Here is a 15,877-nt window from a genome sequence, read left to right on the forward strand (position 1 = left end):
CGAGCTGGGCGGGGCTCAGCCGGCCAGGAAGGCGGCGACGGCGCCGTGCAGTGACGCCAGGTCCTCGACGTGCACGAGCTCGCGGATCGAGTGCATCGACAGCAGCCCGACGCCGATGTCGATCGTCGGGATCCCGAGCCGGGTCGCCGCGATCGGGCCGATGGTCGAGCCACCGGGGATCGTGTTGACGTTGACGAACGGCTGCCACGGCACCCCCGCGGTGTCGCACGCGGCGGCCCAGACGGCCTCGCCCTTGGCCTCGGTCATGTAGCGCTGGTTCGCGCTGATCTTCAGCAGCGGACCGGCTCCGGGGCGCGGGCGATTCGTCGGGTCGTGCTTCTCCGCCTGGTTCGGGTGCACCAGGTGACCGGCGTCGCTCGAGAGCAGCCACGAGGCGCGGAACGCCCGGGCGGCCTCGGAGCGGGTGGCGCCGAGACCCTCCTGCACGCGGCCGAGGACGTCCTCGAGGAACGGGCCACCGGCACCGGACGGGGTCGAGGAGCCGATCTCCTCGTGGTCGAACGCCGCGAACACGGGGATGTGGTCGCCGTCCGCCGGGGCGTCCACGATGCCGCGGAGTCCGGCGTGCACGCTCGTCAGGTTGTCCATCCGGCCCGAGGCCAGGAACTCGCGCTCGATGCCGATGCGGGCGGGGGCCTGGGTGTCGGCGAGGAAGAGGTCCCACGAGACTGCACAGTCTCCGAGGCGAGCGCGCAACCACTCCACGACCGAGGTCCCGCCGGCGTCGCCGTCCACGCCGACGATCGGCAGCGTGTGGCGCTGGCGGTCGATCTCCTTGCCGTCGTTCACCCCGCGGTCGAGGTGGATCGCGAGGTTCGGGATGCGGGCGACCGCGTCGGTGCTGACGAGCCGCACGCTGCCGTCGGCGTCGACGACCCGGCCGGCGATGCGCAGGTCGCGGTCGAACCACGTCGACAGGAGCGCGCCGCCGTAGACCTCGACGTTCAGCTGCTCCCACCCGCCGGTGCGGACTCCGGGGTTCGGCTTGATCCGGAACCCGGGGGAGTCGGTGTGTGCGCCGAGGATCCGGAACGGGGCCGTCGCCGTTGCACCCTCCGGCAGGCGCCACGCGATGACCGCACCGTCGCGGACCACGACGTACGCGCCGGGTCCGGTGGGCCAGGCGTCGAGCTCGGACAGCTCGGTGAACCCGGCTGCGAGGAGGCGGTCGCGGGCGGCCGCTGCCGCGTGGAACGCGGTGGGCGACTCGGTGACGAACTGGGCGAACTCGGAGGCGATGGCGTCGACGGTCACCTGCCCATCGTGGCATGCGGTGGAGTCGACCGGACGCAGAACGGGGCACGTCCGTCGGACGCGCCCCGTTCCTCCTGGCAGTTGCTCCCGGTGTCAGCCCTTGGTGTGACCGGCGGAGCCGAGGACCTTCGCGGCCTCGCCCACGCGAGCCGCCATGGCGGACTCGGCGACCTTGCCCCAGGCGCGGGGGTCGTACTGCTTCTTGTTGCCGACCTCGCCGTCGATCTTCAGGACGCCCTCGTAGTTCCGGAACATCGAGTCCGCGATCGAGCGTGTGAACGCGTACTGCGTGTCCGTGTCGATGTTCATCTTGATGACGCCGTTGCGGACGGCCTCGTGGATCTCGTCGTCGGTCGAGCCGGAGCCGCCGTGGAAGACGAGGTCGAGCGGGTTCTCGCCCGTGCCGTGCTTGGCCGCGACCGAGGCCTGGATCTCGCCGAGGAGCTCGGGGCGGAGCTTGACGTTGCCCGGCTTGTAGACGCCGTGCACGTTGCCGAAGGTGAGCGCGGCGATCCAGCGCCCCTTGTCGCCCAGGCCGAGTGCGTCGACGACCTTCTCGACGTCGTTCGGGGTCGTGTACAGGGCGTCGTTCGTGCCCTCGTGCTCGACGCCGTCCTCTTCGCCGCCGACGACGCCGATCTCGACCTCGAGGATCGCGTTGATGTTCCGCGTCTTCGACAGCATGGTCTTCGCGATCTCGATGTTCTCGTCGAGCGGCACGGCCGAGCCGTCCCACATGTGCGACTGGAAGATCGGGTTGCGGCCGGCACGGACCTCTTCCTCGCTCGCCGCGATGAGCGGCAGGACGAAGCCGTCGAGGGCGTCCTTGGGGCAGTGGTCGGTGTGCAGCGCGACCGTGATGTCGTAGTTCTTCGCGACCTCGTGGGCGAACTTCGCCATCGCGAGGGCACCGGCGGCACGGTTCTTGATCGTCTGGCCGGCGAAGTAGTCGGCACCGCCCGTCGTGACCTGGAGGATGCCGTCCGAGCCGGACTCCTGCAGGCCCTGGAGGACCGCGTTGATGGTCTGCGACGAGGACACGTTGACCGCGGGGTACGCGAACTTGCCCGCCTTCGCGCGTTCGATCATCTCGGCGTACTGTTCCGGCGTTGCGATGGGCACGTGGATCTCCTTCGACTTCGGTGATGTCCCCGCCGATCGTAGTCAGCCGGACTGGAGGGACGGTGCGGGTTACGCGGTCGGCTCGCGTCCGCCGTGCACATGCGTGCACGGGCCCGGTGTCCGGACCGCCGGTCGGCCGCCGGTCGGTAGGCTCGGGTCGTGACTCCCTCTACGGAAACCGGCTCCCTGTTCCTCCAGCCCGACCGCAACCTGGCCCTCGAGCTCGTGCGTGCGACGGAGGCCGCCGCGATCCGTGCGCAGCCGTGGGTCGGGCGTGGTGAGAAGAACCTCGCCGACGGTGCGGCCGTCGACGCGATGCGCAAGTTCCTCGGCACCGTGAACTTCGACGGCGTCGTCGTCATCGGTGAGGGCGAGAAGGACAACGCCCCGATGCTCTACAACGGCGAGCACGTCGGCAACGGGCACGGCCCGGCCTGCGACATCGCGGTCGACCCGATCGACGGCACCTCGCTCACCGCCGCCGGCCGTCAGAACGCCATCTCCGTCATGGCCGTCTCGGACCGCGGTTCGATGTACGACCCCTCCGCCGTGTTCTACATGGACAAGATCGCCGCCGGCCCCGAGGGCCGCGGGGTCCTGGACCTCGAGAAGCCCATCGGCGAGAACATCCGCGCGCTGGCGAAGGCCAAGGGCAAGGACCTCGAGGACATGGTCGTGGCCGTGCTCGACCGTCCCCGCCACGACGAGCTGATCCGCGCGATCCGTGCAACCGGCGCCGGCACGCGTCTGCTGCTCGACGGTGACGTCGCCGGTGGCATCGCCGCGGCGCTGCCCGGCTCGACGATCGACATGTGCGTCGGCGTCGGTGGCACCCCCGAGGGCATCATCACGGCGTGCGCGATCAAGGCGCTCGGCGGTGTGATCCTCGGCAAGCTCCAGCCGAAGGACGACGAGGAGCGCGAGCGCGCCATCGCCGCCGGCCACGACCTGGACAAGGTCCTCGACCAGGACGACCTGGTCACGGGTGACAACACGTTCTTCGTCGCCACCGGCGTCACCGACGGCGTCCTGGTCGACGGTGTCCGTCGCTCGCGCGGTGTCATCCACACCGACTCGCTCGTGCTGCGGTCGCGCTCGAACACCATCCGTCGCATCCAGGCGGACCACCGTGCGGAGAAGTGGTTCTAGGCAGAACTTCCGTCCGCCGTCTCGGGGCGTCGCCGGTCCGCCGTCGGCGCCCCGTTGCACAGGCTCGACGCATGACTGTCACCACGGCACGGATCGTCGGACTGGACACCGCAGGCATCCGCACCCTGCGTGCGCAAGCGGACGGCACGGACGACCGCCTGCCGCACGTCGTGCCGGTGGCGCCTGACCTCGGGGTGATCCTCGCCGATGACGACGGGTCGGTCCTCACCACGTCGGCGCTCGCCGAGACGGGGTGGACGGACGAGGACGTCCTGCGTGCGGCCGTTGCTGCTGCGCAGGAGCAGGCCGGCGGTGACGTCGCGGTGATCCAGGCCGGCACGATCGTCATCCAGGACCCTGACCTCGCCGTCGTGCTCGTGCTCGCACCGCAGACGTTCCAGGGCATCGAGTTCCGCGGCAGCGCAGTGGTCTTCCCGGTGGCGCCGACGACGTTCATCGTCACCGGCGACCAGGACGAGGACGGGCTCCAGGTCGCGGCCGGTGTCGTCCAGCAGATCCTGGCCGACGACGAGGGCGAGGTCCTGAGCGGACCGCCCATGGTGCTGCGCGCTGACGGGTGGGTACGGTTCGAGCACCCGTCGCTCGACGGGGAACTGCGGACGATCCGAGCGCTGTGGACGTCGACGGTCGCGAACCTGCAGCAGGACGACCTGCAGGCGTCGTTCGATCGCCGGGGCGAGGAAGTCCACGTCGCTGCGGTGTCGGTTGCGCGGCTCGCCGAAGACTCCCCGGCCTTCTCGTACTCGTCGTGGACCCAGGACGTCGAGACGATCGTCGCCGCGGTCGACACCGTGGTGCTCGTCACACTCGACGGCCAGACACAGCCCGTGCCCTTCGGTCGGCTCCGGGAGTTGGCGACCGACCTGATCGACGAGCTCGATGTCCGCCCCGCCCGGTACCGGTTCCGAGGGTTCCCGGAGCTCGGTGCCATCCGGGCAGCCCTCTGACGCCGCGGCCGCGTCGGGGGCACGCGTCCACGTCGATGTCCCCTGATATGGTCACATTCGCGCGCCTGTGGAGAACAGGGCGAGAGATCGGACCTGGGGAGGAATGATGGGGCGGCCGTCGGGGTGGGACGTTGTCGATCAGGGTGATGATCCGGTCAAGGGTGATCCGTCGACGTTGCGGATGATGTCGCGGGAGTACCAGCGCATCTCCGACGCGGCGGATGACGCCTCGACCCGGCTGCAGTCGGTGAAGGGGTCCGGGTGGCTGACCGACTGGGAGGTGAAGCGGCCGACGTGTTCGTCGACGCGATCGAGGACACCCCGTCGGACCTGACCAAGCTCGTCGACTCGTACGAACTCGCTGCGACGGCGTTGTCGGGGTGGGCGGACACGGTCGATGACACCCAGTACCGGGCTGATGGGGCGCTCGCGGACGCGAAGGACGCCTCCGGGGACCTCGCCGCGGCGCAGGACCGGCTCTCCGATGCGCAGTCGAACCTGTCGCACTACCAGTCGGCGTCGAAGGACCTGTCGAAGGTCGCGGACGAGTACCCGGCCGGCTCCGACGTGCCGGACGGGGTGGACGTGCCGTCGCCGGCGCAGTTGCGGGCCGCGTCCGACAACGCCGCCGTCGCGCAGGGGTCGGTGTCGTCCGCGCAGGGCGACATCGCGGCGGCGCAGTCGCGGATCGACGCGGCGAAGCGGCTCGTGGCGGATGCGAAGGGTGACTGGCAGGACGCGGAGCAGCGGACTGCGACGAAGATCGGTGAAGCCGCCGACGCGGGGCTGGGGAAGCAGTCCACGTGGGACAAGATCTTCGGGTCCGAGGCGTGGGAGACCATCGTGTCGGTGGCGAAGGTGGTCGTCGCTGTGGGCGGGATCATCGCGATGATCATCCCTGGGCCGTGGACGTTGATCATCGCGGCGATCGCGCTCGTGGTGTTGGCGGACACGTTGTACAAGATGAGCAAGGGCGAAGCCGACGGGTGGGACCTCGCGTTCTCCCTGCTCGACTGCGTCCCGTTGGCCAGCGGTCTGGGACGAACCGCGGCGATCGCGCGAGTAGCTGGCGAGCTCGCAAGCGCTCCGAAGGTGGTCGCCGCCTCGACGAAGGCTGTCGAGACAGGCACGAAGATCAGGAGAACGCTGCGGGACGTCTCCCCAGAACTCGCCGCGCGTGTGCGCGCCAACCCAGCCGTCCGGAGCAGAGTTCAGCTGCGGAAAGACACCAAGTTGGCGATCATCCGGGACGCAGAGCGGACCCCCGACGGTGACATCCTTTCCGGTACCGGTACCGGTACCGTCATCCCGATCAAACGGACGCCGGAGGGGCACCCTGTGCTGCATCATCCGAAGACGGGTCGTCCGTCTGACACCGGCATGACTGTGCCGGAGGCCGGAGCGGTGCATTACGGGCACCGCCCTGGCCACGAGTGGAGCGAGACCCGCATTCATGCCACGGAGAATGGATGGAGTCGACGGCGCGTCATCGAACACGAGAACGATCCGAAGAAGTTCCGACTCGAGGATCCTGACGAGAACATGTCACATGCGCACGAGGCCGGACGCGGAAGCGCTCGATAGAATCAACCGATGAGCACTGCAACCGACAGTTCTGCTTTCTGGGACGCGATCACGGCCGACGATCCGCGGGCGATCGCGAGGACAGCAGCTGAAGGTTTCGAAGCGTCGGCAGCGTCACGAGTGAACCCGGATGCCATCACGCCGCTCCACTTCGCCGCTCAGAACGGTGCGGTGCAAGCGATGCGAGCGCTCTTGGACCTCGGGGTGGAGGTAGACGCGCGGGATCGATGGGGGTCGACGGCTCTCCAGCTCGCAGTAGCCAACTCGGGTGACGGCGGAATCGATCCGGTGACCCTCTTGCTCGCTGCCGGAGCCGATCCCTGCTCCGTCAACGACCTTGGCGCGACCCCGCTGAGCTACGCTCGACTCTTTGCGGACGCGCCCGACGGGATCATCACCGCGCTGCACCGAGACCGGGCGGTCGATGACGACGAGGGGATGGATCAGTCGTGTTTGAGGCCGCTGCGCGCGGGTCACTCGCCGATATTCAAGCGGCAGTTCGAGGCGATCCGGCCGTGCTCAACTCGACGGTAGATGGGGAGACCCCGCTTCGTCTCCTCGTCCGACGTGCTCTTCCTGTGCGACCAAATCGACCAAACCCGCACCCGCTCGCTGTGGGCGACGCGGTGTCGGGTGCAAATGCGATGTTGAGTGCCGGAGCCAAAGCCCGCAAAGTTGGTGCAGACGGCTTCACCGCTCAAGGGTTCGCGCGAGCATTCCTGGCGCCGAAGCCCCTGATCAAGACCCTTGACGCAGCGGCCAAGAAGGAGCGTGCATGACCCTGCCACGTGTTGTGCAAGACGTAGGATGGATTGCCTCATTCCTCGGAGCCGACGTCGGTGCTGCGCAGCAGGTAGGCGAGGTCGATGGGATCGACCTTCTGGCGATCTCCGGCCCCAAGGAACCGTTCGTCGTGGTGATGTCCGCGGGACTGGCTGAGCGTCCGATCGCAAGCATGTTTCCCCAAGAACTCCTCGTGACAGTGCAAGCTGACCACTGGGAGGGCGCGCTCATTCTGCTGCAGACCGCATTGGAAGTCGCCCTTGAACGCGGGCGCGGGTTCACCTACGGGGATCTGGTCGGGAACAGCGAACCGCTTCTCATCGGAACGCGCATCTCGGGCTTGATCGCCGATGTGAACCCGTGGCTCCCGGCCGAGTCAGCGACCCGTCGTGATGGCCGTGAAGTGCAGACCATGTTCGTCTCGATGCTCCCGCTGACGGACGAAGAGCTCGAGACGCTCACGCGCACACCAGAGGCTGAGCGCGATTCGGCGCTCGGGAAACTCGATGATCAAGATCTCTTGAACCTCAAGCGGCCATGAACCTCGCGAAGCCGAAGCGGCCGAGGTTCGGACAGTGAGCCGAGGCACGAACTGGTCGAAAGCGAAGCCAGCCGGGTCTCACGACCTCCCGAAGCTCACCGGAGCACCACAGTGAGGGAACGTCGACTAACAACCGTCGAGGAACGGCGAGTCGAGGCGCGCTTGATCGCGCCCGAGGGATTCCAGTACCCCGAGCGCTTCCAACGTGCCCTTGCACAAGACCCGCTTCCCGACATCGATCCCTTCATGTGGACGTCTGAGTACGAGAGCCAGACAAAGAACTGGGCTGACATCGTTGCGGAGCAGTATCCGACCCGTTCCCTCGTGCCCTTCGCGAAGCACCAGGACACGGACGACGTGTTCTGTTTCGACGGTGGCGACCGTTCGGGCGACCCTCTTGTGCTGATCATCCACACGTTCGCTTCGCCCGGGACGGAGTACCGGGGTCAGTGGACGTCGTTCGACGTCTGGTGGGAGGAGATGGAGGAGCACCGAGCAGTGTGGCTCGCGGAGCAGGAAGGCCTGATCCACGGGTGACGGTCAGTCCTCGTCGACCGCCCCCACCAGCTCCGGCGCCGTGAGCAACCGCGGCTCGTCCTCGATCGACGCCGGGTCCGCGATCACCTTCGACTCGTCGAGCAGCGACAACCGCCGTGCACTCGGCAGCACCTGCCGCTCGAGCGACCCCACGAACCGGTTGTAGTCGACGACGGAGCCCCGGATCGAACGCCCGAGCTTGTCGACGTGCCCCGCCATCGTGGACAGCCGACCGTAGAGCTCGCGCGAGACGCGGAAGAGCTCGTGCGCTTCTTGCGAGACGACGTCCTGCTGCCACGAGAACGCGACGGTCTTCAGCACGGACCACAGGGTCACGGGCGAGGCGAGCGCGATGCGCTTGCGGAAGGCGTGGTCGAGCAGGCCGGGGTCGGCGGCGAGGGCGCTCGAGATGAGCGACTCGGACGGGATGAAGGCGACGGTGAGCTCGGGGGAGGCGTCGTACCCGGTCCAGTACTCGCGCGCGGCCAGGGCGTCGACGTGCGCGCGGAGCGCCTTGACGTGCTGCCCGATGAGCGCCTCGCGGCGAGCCCCTCGGTGCCGGTTGCGGTCGCCGGGATCTCGGCGGCCTGCAGGTAGGCGCTGAACGGCACCTTGGCGTCGACGGCGATGGTCTTGCCGCCGGGCAGGTGCACGACCATGTCGGGCCGGGCGGTGCCGGCCGAGGTGGTGACCGAGGACTGCACGTCGAAGTCGACCCGCTCGAGCAACCCGGCGGCCTCGACCACGTTGCGCAGCTGCGTCTCACCCCACACCCCGCGGGTGCTGTTCGACGACAGGGCGCTGGCCAGGGTGTCGGCCGTGGCGCGCAGGCGTTCCTCGGACTCGGCGGCCGACCGGAGCTGCGCGGACAGGGCGCCGTACTGCTCGCTGCGGGACTGCTCGAGCTCGGCGATCTTCGTGCGCATGACGTCGAGGGTCTGCGCGACGGGGCTGAGGGCGGACAGCACCTTCGACTCGTTCTGGTTCCGGGCCGAGTCGGCGCCGTGCATGCGCTGCATGAGGTGCTCGAGCTCGGCCGCGCGCCGTTCGAGGGAGTCGACCTGTCGGCGGTACTGGGCGTCCTGCGCGTCGAGGCGTTCCTCGGCGTCGCGGCGGACCTCGTCGAGCCGCGTGCGGAGTGCCTCGGCGCTCGCGCGGGACGCTGCGGCGTCGACGCCGGCGCGCGACCGCGCGAGCGACCAGGCGACGACCGCACCGACGGCGATGCCGATCACGAGACCGATGACCAGGGCGAGGATCTGCATGTCGTGACCCTGGCAGAACCCACCGACACCGGGCCTCCCGGCCCACCGACACCGGGCCTCCCGGCCCACCGACACCGGGCCTCCCGGCCCACCGATCCCGGGTTTCCTGGCGCAGCGACGCGGCCACCGGCCCGGCGGGACCAGCCCGGGAAACCATGTCATGACATTAGGGCAAACACGGTGTACAGTCGTGAACGTCCGCCGATGAAGCCGCACGGAAGGTCCACCACGTCGCATGACGAACCCCGCTCCCCACGCCTACGACGTGATCACGATGGGACGCGTCAGCGTCGACATCTACCCGCAGCAGACCGGCCCGCTCGAAGACGTCACGACGTTCTCGAAGTCCGTCGGCGGCAGCGCGACCAACGTCGCCATCGCCGCAGCGCGCCACGGTGCCGACGCCGCGGTCATCACCCGCACCGGCAACGACCCCTTCGGCCGGTACATCGCCCGCACCCTGCCGGAGTTCGGCGTCGCGAACGCCTTCGTCGAGACGGTCGAGGGGCTGAACACCCCCGTCGCGTTCTGCGAGATCTTCCCGCCGGACGACTTCCCGCTGTACTTCTACCGTGCCCCGAAGGCGCCGGACCTGATGATCACGGCGAAGTCGCTGCCGCTGCACGAGATCGAGCGGGCGAGGATCTTCTGGACCACGGTGACCGGCCTGAGCGAAGAGCCGAGTCGGCAGGCACACCACGTCGCGTACGAAGCGCGCACAGCCGCGCAGAACAGCACGAAGAACCACACCGTCTTGGACCTGGACTACCGCTCGATGTTCTGGTCGAGCCCCGAGGCCGCGACGCGCGAGGTCGCCGTCGCCCTCGAGCACGCCACGGTCGCCGTCGGCAACCGCGAGGAGTGCGAGGTCGCCGTCGGTGAGACCGACCCGGTCCGTGCGGCCGATGCCCTGCTCGAGCGCGGCGTCGAGATCGCCATCGTCAAGCAGGGTCCCAAGGGCGTGCTGGCGAAGACCCGCGACGAGATCGTCGAGTTCCGCCCGCACCACATCGACGTCGTCAACGGGCTCGGCTCGGGCGACGGCTTCGGCGGCGCGCTGACCCACGGCCTGCTGCAGGGCTGGGGCCTCGAGCGGATCCTCGCCTTCTGCAACGCCGCCGGCGCCATCGTCGCGACCCGGTTCGAGTGCTCGACGGCGATGCCCACGAGCGACGAGATCGAGCAGTTCCTGACCGACAACCCCGCCGAGGGAACGACGCACACGAGCACGGGTACGACCAACACCGAGGAGAAGACCCATGCCTGAGATCAGCCCCGCTGACTTCCAGCGCCTCCGGGACATCCGCGCCGGACAGCCCGAACTGGTGCGGTCCGTGCTCGACGCTCGGCACAAGCGCTCCCTGCTCGCCGACGACGGCAAGCTCTTCATCGTCGCCGCCGACCACCCGGCACGCGGCGCCCTGGCGGTCCGGAACGACGAGTCCGCCATGGCCGACCGCTACGACCTGCTCGAGCGGCTCGTCACGGCGCTCGGTCGCCCCGGCGTCGACGGGGTGCTCGGGACGCCCGACATCCTCGAGGACCTGGCACTGCTCGGCGCCCTCGACGGCAAGGTCGTCGTCGGGTCGATGAACCGCGGCGGGCTGCGCGGCGCGACGTTCGAGATGGACGACCGCTACACCGCCTACTCGGCGCAGGCCATCAAGGACTCCGGGCTCGACTTCGCCAAGCTCCTGGTGCGCATCGCGCTCGAGGACGCGGGCACGGCCCCGACGCTCGAGGCCACGGCCCGCGCCGTGAGCGAGGCCGCCGCACTCCAGCTGCCGATCATGCTCGAACCGTTCATGTCCGCGTGGCAGGACGGCCGGGTCGTGAACGACCTGACCGCCGACGCCGTCATCACCTCGATGGCGATCGCCGCGGGCCTGGGGGAGTCCAGCGCCTACAGCTGGCTGAAGATCCCCGTCGTCGACGACATGGAGCGGGTGATGGCGGCGACGACGCTGCCGACGCTCCTGCTCGGTGGCGACCCGTCGAGCAAGCCGCTCGAGACGTACGCCAAGTGGGCCGACGCCCTCGCACTCCCCGGCGTGCGCGGCCTGGTCGTCGGTCGGACCCTGCTCTACCCGCCGGACGGCGACGTCGCCACCGCGGTCGACGTCGCCGCCGGCCTCGTCCACACCGGGAGCGCCGGCACCGGGAACGCCGGCACCACGCACGAACACGCCACCACACTCGAAGGAAGCAACGCATGACCACCACGGAGACCGCCACCACCACCGTCGGCCACTGGATCGGCGGCAAGCACGTCGAGTCCGCGTCGGGCAACAGCGCCCCCGTGTACGACCCGGCCCTGGGCGTCGCGACGAAGCAGGTCGCCCTGGCGAACGAGGACGAGATCCAGGCCGCCATCGCGAGCGCCAAGGCGGCGTTCCCGGCGTGGAGCAACCTGTCGCTCACCAAGCGCCAGCAGATCCTGTTCTCGTTCCGCGAGATCCTGAACCGCGACAAGGGCGAGCTCGCCGAGATCATCACGAGCGAGCACGGCAAGGTCATCGACGACGCCCTGGGTGAGATCGCCCGTGGGCAGGAGGTCGTGGAGCTCGCGACGAACATCCCGAGCCTGCTCAAGGGCGAGTTCTCCGACCAGGTCTCGACCGGCATCGACGTGTACTCGATCCGGCAGCCGCTCGGCGTCGTGGGCATCATCAGCCCCTTCAACTTCCCGGCGATGGTGCCGCTGTGGTTCCTGCCGATCGCGATCGCCGCGGGCAACACCGTCGTGCTGAAGCCGTCCGAGAAGGACCCGAGCGCCGCCATCTGGCTCGCCGAGAAGTTCTCCGAAGCCGGTCTGCCCGACGGCGTCTTCAACGTCCTGAACGGCGACAAGCTCTCGGTCGACGGCCTGCTCACGAGCCCCGACGTCGAGTCGATCTCGTTCGTCGGTTCCACGCCGATCGCGCAGTACGTCTACGAGACCGGCACGAAGCACGGCAAGCGCGTGCAGGCCCTGGGCGGCGCGAAGAACCACATGCTGGTGCTGCCGGACGCCGACCTCGACCTGGTCGCGGACAACGCCATCAACGCGGGCTTCGGCTCCGCTGGTGAGCGCTGCATGGCGATCTCGGTCGTCGTCGCCGTCGAGCCGGTGGCCGACGAGCTCATCCAGAAGATCAAGGACCGCGCGGCCACCCTGCGCATCGGCGACGGTCGTCGCGGATGCGACATGGGCCCGCTCGTCACGAAGCAGCACCGTGACAAGGTCGCCTCGTACATCGAGGTCGCAGAGCAGGACGGTGCGGTGGTTGTGGTGGACGGCCGCACCGTCCGACCCGACGGCGACGAGAACGGCTTCTGGCTGGGCCCGACGCTGATCGACCAGGTCCCCACCACGAGCCGCGTCTACACCGAGGAGATCTTCGGCCCGGTGCTGAGCGTCGTCCGCGTCGCCACGTACGAGGAGGGCCTCGAGCTCATCAACTCGGGTGCGTACGGCAACGGAACCGCCATCTTCACCAACGACGGCGGCGCGGCGCGTCGTTTCCAGCGGGACGTGCAGGTCGGCATGATCGGCATCAACGTCCCGATCCCCGTGCCGGTCGCGTACTTCTCGTTCGGCGGCTGGAAGAACTCGCTGTTCGGTGACCACAAGGCGTACGGCGCCGACGGCGTGAGCTTCTTCACCCGCCAGAAGGCGATCACGAGCCGCTGGCTCGACCCGTCGCACGGCGGCATCAACCTCGGCTTCCCGTCGAACAACTGAGCCGCAGCATGGCGAACGAACAGCACGAGCACGAGCACGACCAGTGGTTCATCCCGAAGGGGAGCCGGCCGGAGGCCGGCTGGACCGACGTCGTCGACGGCCGCATCGCAGGATGGGCGCACACCGGGCTCCGGACCGGCACCCTGACGGACGGTGACCCGACCGGCACGCGCGAGTTGCGCCTCCCGGCCGACGCCGTGGAGCGCATCGTCGTGCCGCTCGCCGGGTCGTTCCACGTGACCTACGCGGGCGCCGCCGAGGACGGCGAGCAGGCCCTGCAGGGACGCGCGAGCGTCTTCGAGGGCCCCACCGACGTCCTGTACCTGGGGTCCGGCACCGCGGCGACGATCACCGGCGCAGGCCGGTTCGCGGTCGCCGAGGCGCCCACCGACACCGTCGAGCCGACCACGTACGTGGCCCGGCAGGACGTGCCGGTTGAGCTCCGCGGTGCCGGGCAGTCCAGCCGCCAGGTGCACAACTTCGGCACCCCGGCGGCCCTCGACGCCGACAAGTTCATCGTGTGCGAGGTGATCACGCCGGCCGGCAACTGGTCGTCGTACCCGCCGCACAAGCACGACACCAACGTGCCGGGCGAGGAGTCGAACCTCGAGGAGATCTACTACTACGAGTCCGCGGTCGCACGCGGCCTCTCCGCTCCGGCCACCGCCGACCCGTTCGCCCTGCACCGGACCTACGCCTCGGACGACCGTCCGATCGACGAGTTCCGCGAAGTGCGCACCGGCGACATCGCGCTGGTGCCGCACGGCTGGCACGGTCCCGCCGTCGCTGCTCCGGGCTACGACATGTACTACCTGAACGTGATGGCCGGGCCCGACCCGGAGCGCGTCTGGAACATCACCGACGACCCGGCCCACGGCTGGGTCCGCCAGGCCTGGGCGAGCGAGCAGCTCGACCCGCGCCTGCCCTACGAGAAGGAGTCCGCGTGACCACCACCACGCGCGAAGCCGGCGCGACGCGCCGGATGACCGTCGGCCAGGCACTCGTCGAGTTCCTGGCGAACCAGTGGACCGTCGACGGTGACGTCCGCGAACGCACCATCCCGGGGATCTTCGGCATCTTCGGGCACGGCAACGTCGCCGGCGTCGGACAGGCCATCAAGCAGCTCCACGTCGAACAGCCCGGCCTGCTGCCGTACCACCAGGCCCGCAACGAGCAGGCGATGGTCCACGAGGCCGTCGGCTTCGCCCGCATGCACCGCCGCCGTGCGACCTTCGCAGCGACCGCGTCGGTCGGCCCGGGTGCCGCGAACATGCTCACCGCTGCGGCGCTCGCGACGACGAACCGCCTGCCCGCACTGCTGCTGCCGTCGGACACGTTCGCGACGCGCACCACCGACCCGGTGCTCCAGCAGATCGAGCTGCCGCACGACACCTCGATCCAGGTGACGGACGCGTTCCGGCCGCTCTCGCGCTACTTCGACCGCGTCGAGCGCCCCGAGCAGCTGTTCTCGATCGCGCTCGCCGCGATGCGGGTGCTCACGGACCCGGCCGAGACCGGTGCCGTGACGATCGCCCTGCCCGAGGACGTCCAGGCCGAGGAGTTCGACGTCCCCGTCGCGTTCCTGCAGCCGCGCGAGTGGCACATCCGTCGGCCGCTGCCCGAGCACGGGCCGCTGGCGCGTGCCGTCGCCGCGATCCGGGGCGCGCAGCGTCCGGTGATCGTCGCGGGCGGTGGCGTGCTCTACTCCGGCGCGGAGCACGAGCTCGCCGCCTTCGTCGAGGCCACCGGCATCCCGGTCGGTACCTCGCAGGCCGGCGGCGGCTCGCTCGTCTGGGACCACCCGCAGTACCTCGGCGGCATCGGCGCGACCGGCACGGCCGCCGCGAACGCGGTCGCCGCGCAGGCGGACGTCGTGATCGGGATCGGCACGCGCTACAGCGACTTCACGACCGCGTCGCGGACCGCGTTCCAGAACCCGGACGTCACGTTCGTGAACGTCAACGTGGCCGCGTTCGACGCGTACAAGCACGGTTCGCAGCTGCCGCTGATCGCGGATGCCCGGGAGGCCCTGGTCGCGTTGACCGCGGCGCTCGCGTCGTCCGGGTCGTCACCCGCAGAGCCCGCGTTCGTCGTCGACGCAGCCTACGCTGCGGAGATCGCGTCGCTGAAGGCGGCGTGGGACGCAGCCGTCGACGGCGCGTTCGCGCCGTCCGGCGCCGACCTGCCCGGTCAGCCGGAGATCATCGGCGCCGTGCAGTCGGTGTCCGACCCGCGCGACGTCGTCATCCAGGCGGCCGGCTCCCTGCCCGGCGACCTGCACAAGCTCTGGCGCGTGCGGGACGCCCTCGGGTACCACGTCGAGTACGCGTTCTCGTGCATGGGCTACGAGATCGCCGGCGGCATCGGCGTCCGTCGTGGCGCCCCGGACCGCGAGGCGATCGTCATGGTCGGCGACGGCAGCTACCTCATGCTGCACACCGAGCTCGTCACCGCCGTGGCCGAGGGCATCAAGATCATCGTCGTGCTCATCCAGAACCACGGGTACGCGTCGATCGGGCACCTGTCCGAGACCGTCGGGTCCGAGCGCTACGGCACGAAGTACCGCTACCTGGACGAGACGCAGTCGTTCGACAACGGCGACCCGCTGCCGGTCGACCTCGCGGCGAACGCGCGGTCGTACGGCGTCGACGTGATCGAGGTCCAGCCCGGCCCGGACAGCATCGAGGACCTCAAGGCCGCGGTGCGCCAGGCGAAGGCGAACGACCACACCACCCTCGTGCACATCAACTCGGACCCGCTGGTCTACGCCCCCGAGGGCGACGGCTGGTGGGACGTGCCGGTGGCGCAGACCTCGACGCTGTCGAGCACGCAGACCGCCCGCGCCGAGTACGAGCAGCAGGTCGCTACGCAGCGCCCGCTGCTCGGATGAGCACCACCGTCCACCACATGCACCACACCCAGAAAGCAG

14 protein-coding genes and 2 pseudogenes are annotated in these 15,877 nt (G+C 69.6%); 12 read left to right on the forward strand and 4 right to left on the reverse strand.

The window, feature by feature from the left end:
* Positions 1–15: 15 nt before the first annotated feature.
* Both ACZZ0J_RS17500 and fbaA read right to left on the reverse strand, forming a co-directional pair.
* Complete coding sequence (locus ACZZ0J_RS17500; RefSeq protein WP_463437863.1) at positions 16–1,275, reverse strand: M18 family aminopeptidase; 1,260 nt, start codon at positions 1,273–1,275, stop codon at positions 16–18.
* A gap of 93 nt (positions 1,276–1,368) precedes the next feature.
* Positions 1,369–2,397, reverse strand: a complete 1,029-nt coding sequence (fbaA, locus tag ACZZ0J_RS17505; protein ID WP_133936920.1) for a class II fructose-bisphosphate aldolase — start codon at positions 2,395–2,397, stop codon at positions 1,369–1,371.
* A 159-nt stretch (positions 2,398–2,556) separates the two neighbouring features.
* Between fbaA and glpX the strand changes: the two genes are divergently transcribed.
* The 7 genes and pseudogenes from glpX to ACZZ0J_RS17540 all read left to right on the forward strand — a co-directional run bounded on the left by glpX (position 2,557) and on the right by ACZZ0J_RS17540 (position 7,959).
* Positions 2,557–3,546: a class II fructose-bisphosphatase gene (gene glpX / locus ACZZ0J_RS17510; RefSeq protein ID WP_111084799.1), complete on the forward strand. Its 990-nt coding sequence runs from the start codon at positions 2,557–2,559 to the stop codon at positions 3,544–3,546.
* A gap of 71 nt (positions 3,547–3,617) precedes the next feature.
* The gene (locus ACZZ0J_RS17515) at positions 3,618–4,514 is read left to right on the forward strand and encodes a hypothetical protein (protein WP_463437864.1); all 897 of its coding nucleotides are present in this window, start codon (positions 3,618–3,620) and stop codon (positions 4,512–4,514) included.
* A 255-nt stretch (positions 4,515–4,769) separates the two neighbouring features.
* Positions 4,770–5,162 (forward strand): annotated as a pseudogene (locus tag ACZZ0J_RS17520) (putative T7SS-secreted protein); the annotation flags it as partial.
* 732 nt (positions 5,163–5,894) lie between these two features.
* On the forward strand, positions 5,895–6,098 hold the full coding sequence (locus tag ACZZ0J_RS17525) for a GH-E family nuclease (RefSeq protein ID WP_463438221.1): 204 nt from the start codon (positions 5,895–5,897) through the stop codon (positions 6,096–6,098).
* A 9-nt stretch (positions 6,099–6,107) separates the two neighbouring features.
* A complete protein-coding gene (locus tag ACZZ0J_RS17530) occupies positions 6,108–6,632 on the forward strand; it encodes an ankyrin repeat domain-containing protein (protein WP_463437865.1) in 525 nt (174 codons plus the stop codon).
* Between the two features lie 241 nt (positions 6,633–6,873).
* Positions 6,874–7,422 carry a suppressor of fused domain protein gene (locus ACZZ0J_RS17535; RefSeq protein ID WP_463437866.1) on the forward strand — a complete coding sequence of 183 codons (549 nt, stop codon included), beginning with the start codon at positions 6,874–6,876 and terminating at the stop codon, positions 7,420–7,422.
* A 162-nt stretch (positions 7,423–7,584) separates the two neighbouring features.
* Positions 7,585–7,959, forward strand: a complete 375-nt coding sequence (locus ACZZ0J_RS17540; protein WP_463437867.1) for a hypothetical protein — start codon at positions 7,585–7,587, stop codon at positions 7,957–7,959.
* Between the two features lie 3 nt (positions 7,960–7,962).
* Here ACZZ0J_RS17540 and rmuC (ACZZ0J_RS17545) read toward each other — a convergent pair whose 3' ends face one another.
* Together rmuC (ACZZ0J_RS17545) and rmuC (ACZZ0J_RS17550) are read right to left on the reverse strand one after the other, a co-directional pair.
* Positions 7,963–8,490 (reverse strand): DNA recombination protein RmuC, encoded by a 528-nt coding sequence (rmuC, locus tag ACZZ0J_RS17545; RefSeq protein WP_463438222.1) that lies wholly within the window; start codon positions 8,488–8,490, stop codon positions 7,963–7,965.
* A gap of 101 nt (positions 8,491–8,591) precedes the next feature.
* Positions 8,592–9,461 (reverse strand): annotated as a pseudogene (gene rmuC, locus ACZZ0J_RS17550) (DNA recombination protein RmuC); the annotation flags it as partial.
* Between rmuC (ACZZ0J_RS17550) and iolC the strand changes: the two are divergent.
* Genes iolC through iolD form a run of 5 tightly spaced genes read left to right on the forward strand, consistent with a single transcriptional unit; the run spans position 9,460 to position 15,838 of the window.
* Positions 9,460–10,491 (forward strand): 5-dehydro-2-deoxygluconokinase, encoded by a 1,032-nt coding sequence (iolC, locus tag ACZZ0J_RS17555; RefSeq protein WP_463437868.1) that lies wholly within the window; start codon positions 9,460–9,462, stop codon positions 10,489–10,491. The pseudogene rmuC (ACZZ0J_RS17550) and the gene iolC overlap by 2 nt on opposite strands.
* The gene (locus tag ACZZ0J_RS17560) at positions 10,484–11,440 is read left to right on the forward strand and encodes a class I fructose-bisphosphate aldolase (RefSeq protein ID WP_228510613.1); all 957 of its coding nucleotides are present in this window, start codon (positions 10,484–10,486) and stop codon (positions 11,438–11,440) included. Before iolC ends, ACZZ0J_RS17560 begins: the two co-directional genes overlap by 8 nt.
* Complete coding sequence (locus tag ACZZ0J_RS17565; protein WP_173169470.1) at positions 11,437–12,948, forward strand: CoA-acylating methylmalonate-semialdehyde dehydrogenase; 1,512 nt, start codon at positions 11,437–11,439, stop codon at positions 12,946–12,948. Before ACZZ0J_RS17560 ends, ACZZ0J_RS17565 begins: the two co-directional genes overlap by 4 nt.
* 8 nt (positions 12,949–12,956) lie before the next feature.
* Positions 12,957–13,895, forward strand: a complete 939-nt coding sequence (gene iolB, locus ACZZ0J_RS17570; protein ID WP_463437869.1) for a 5-deoxy-glucuronate isomerase — start codon at positions 12,957–12,959, stop codon at positions 13,893–13,895.
* Positions 13,896–13,930: 35 nt separating this feature from the next.
* A complete protein-coding gene (gene iolD, locus ACZZ0J_RS17575) occupies positions 13,931–15,838 on the forward strand; it encodes a 3D-(3,5/4)-trihydroxycyclohexane-1,2-dione acylhydrolase (decyclizing) (RefSeq protein WP_463438223.1) in 1,908 nt (635 codons plus the stop codon).
* The last annotated feature ends 39 nt before the right edge of the window (positions 15,839–15,877 follow it).

It is taken from the genome of Curtobacterium sp. AC272, from assembly GCF_979258155.1.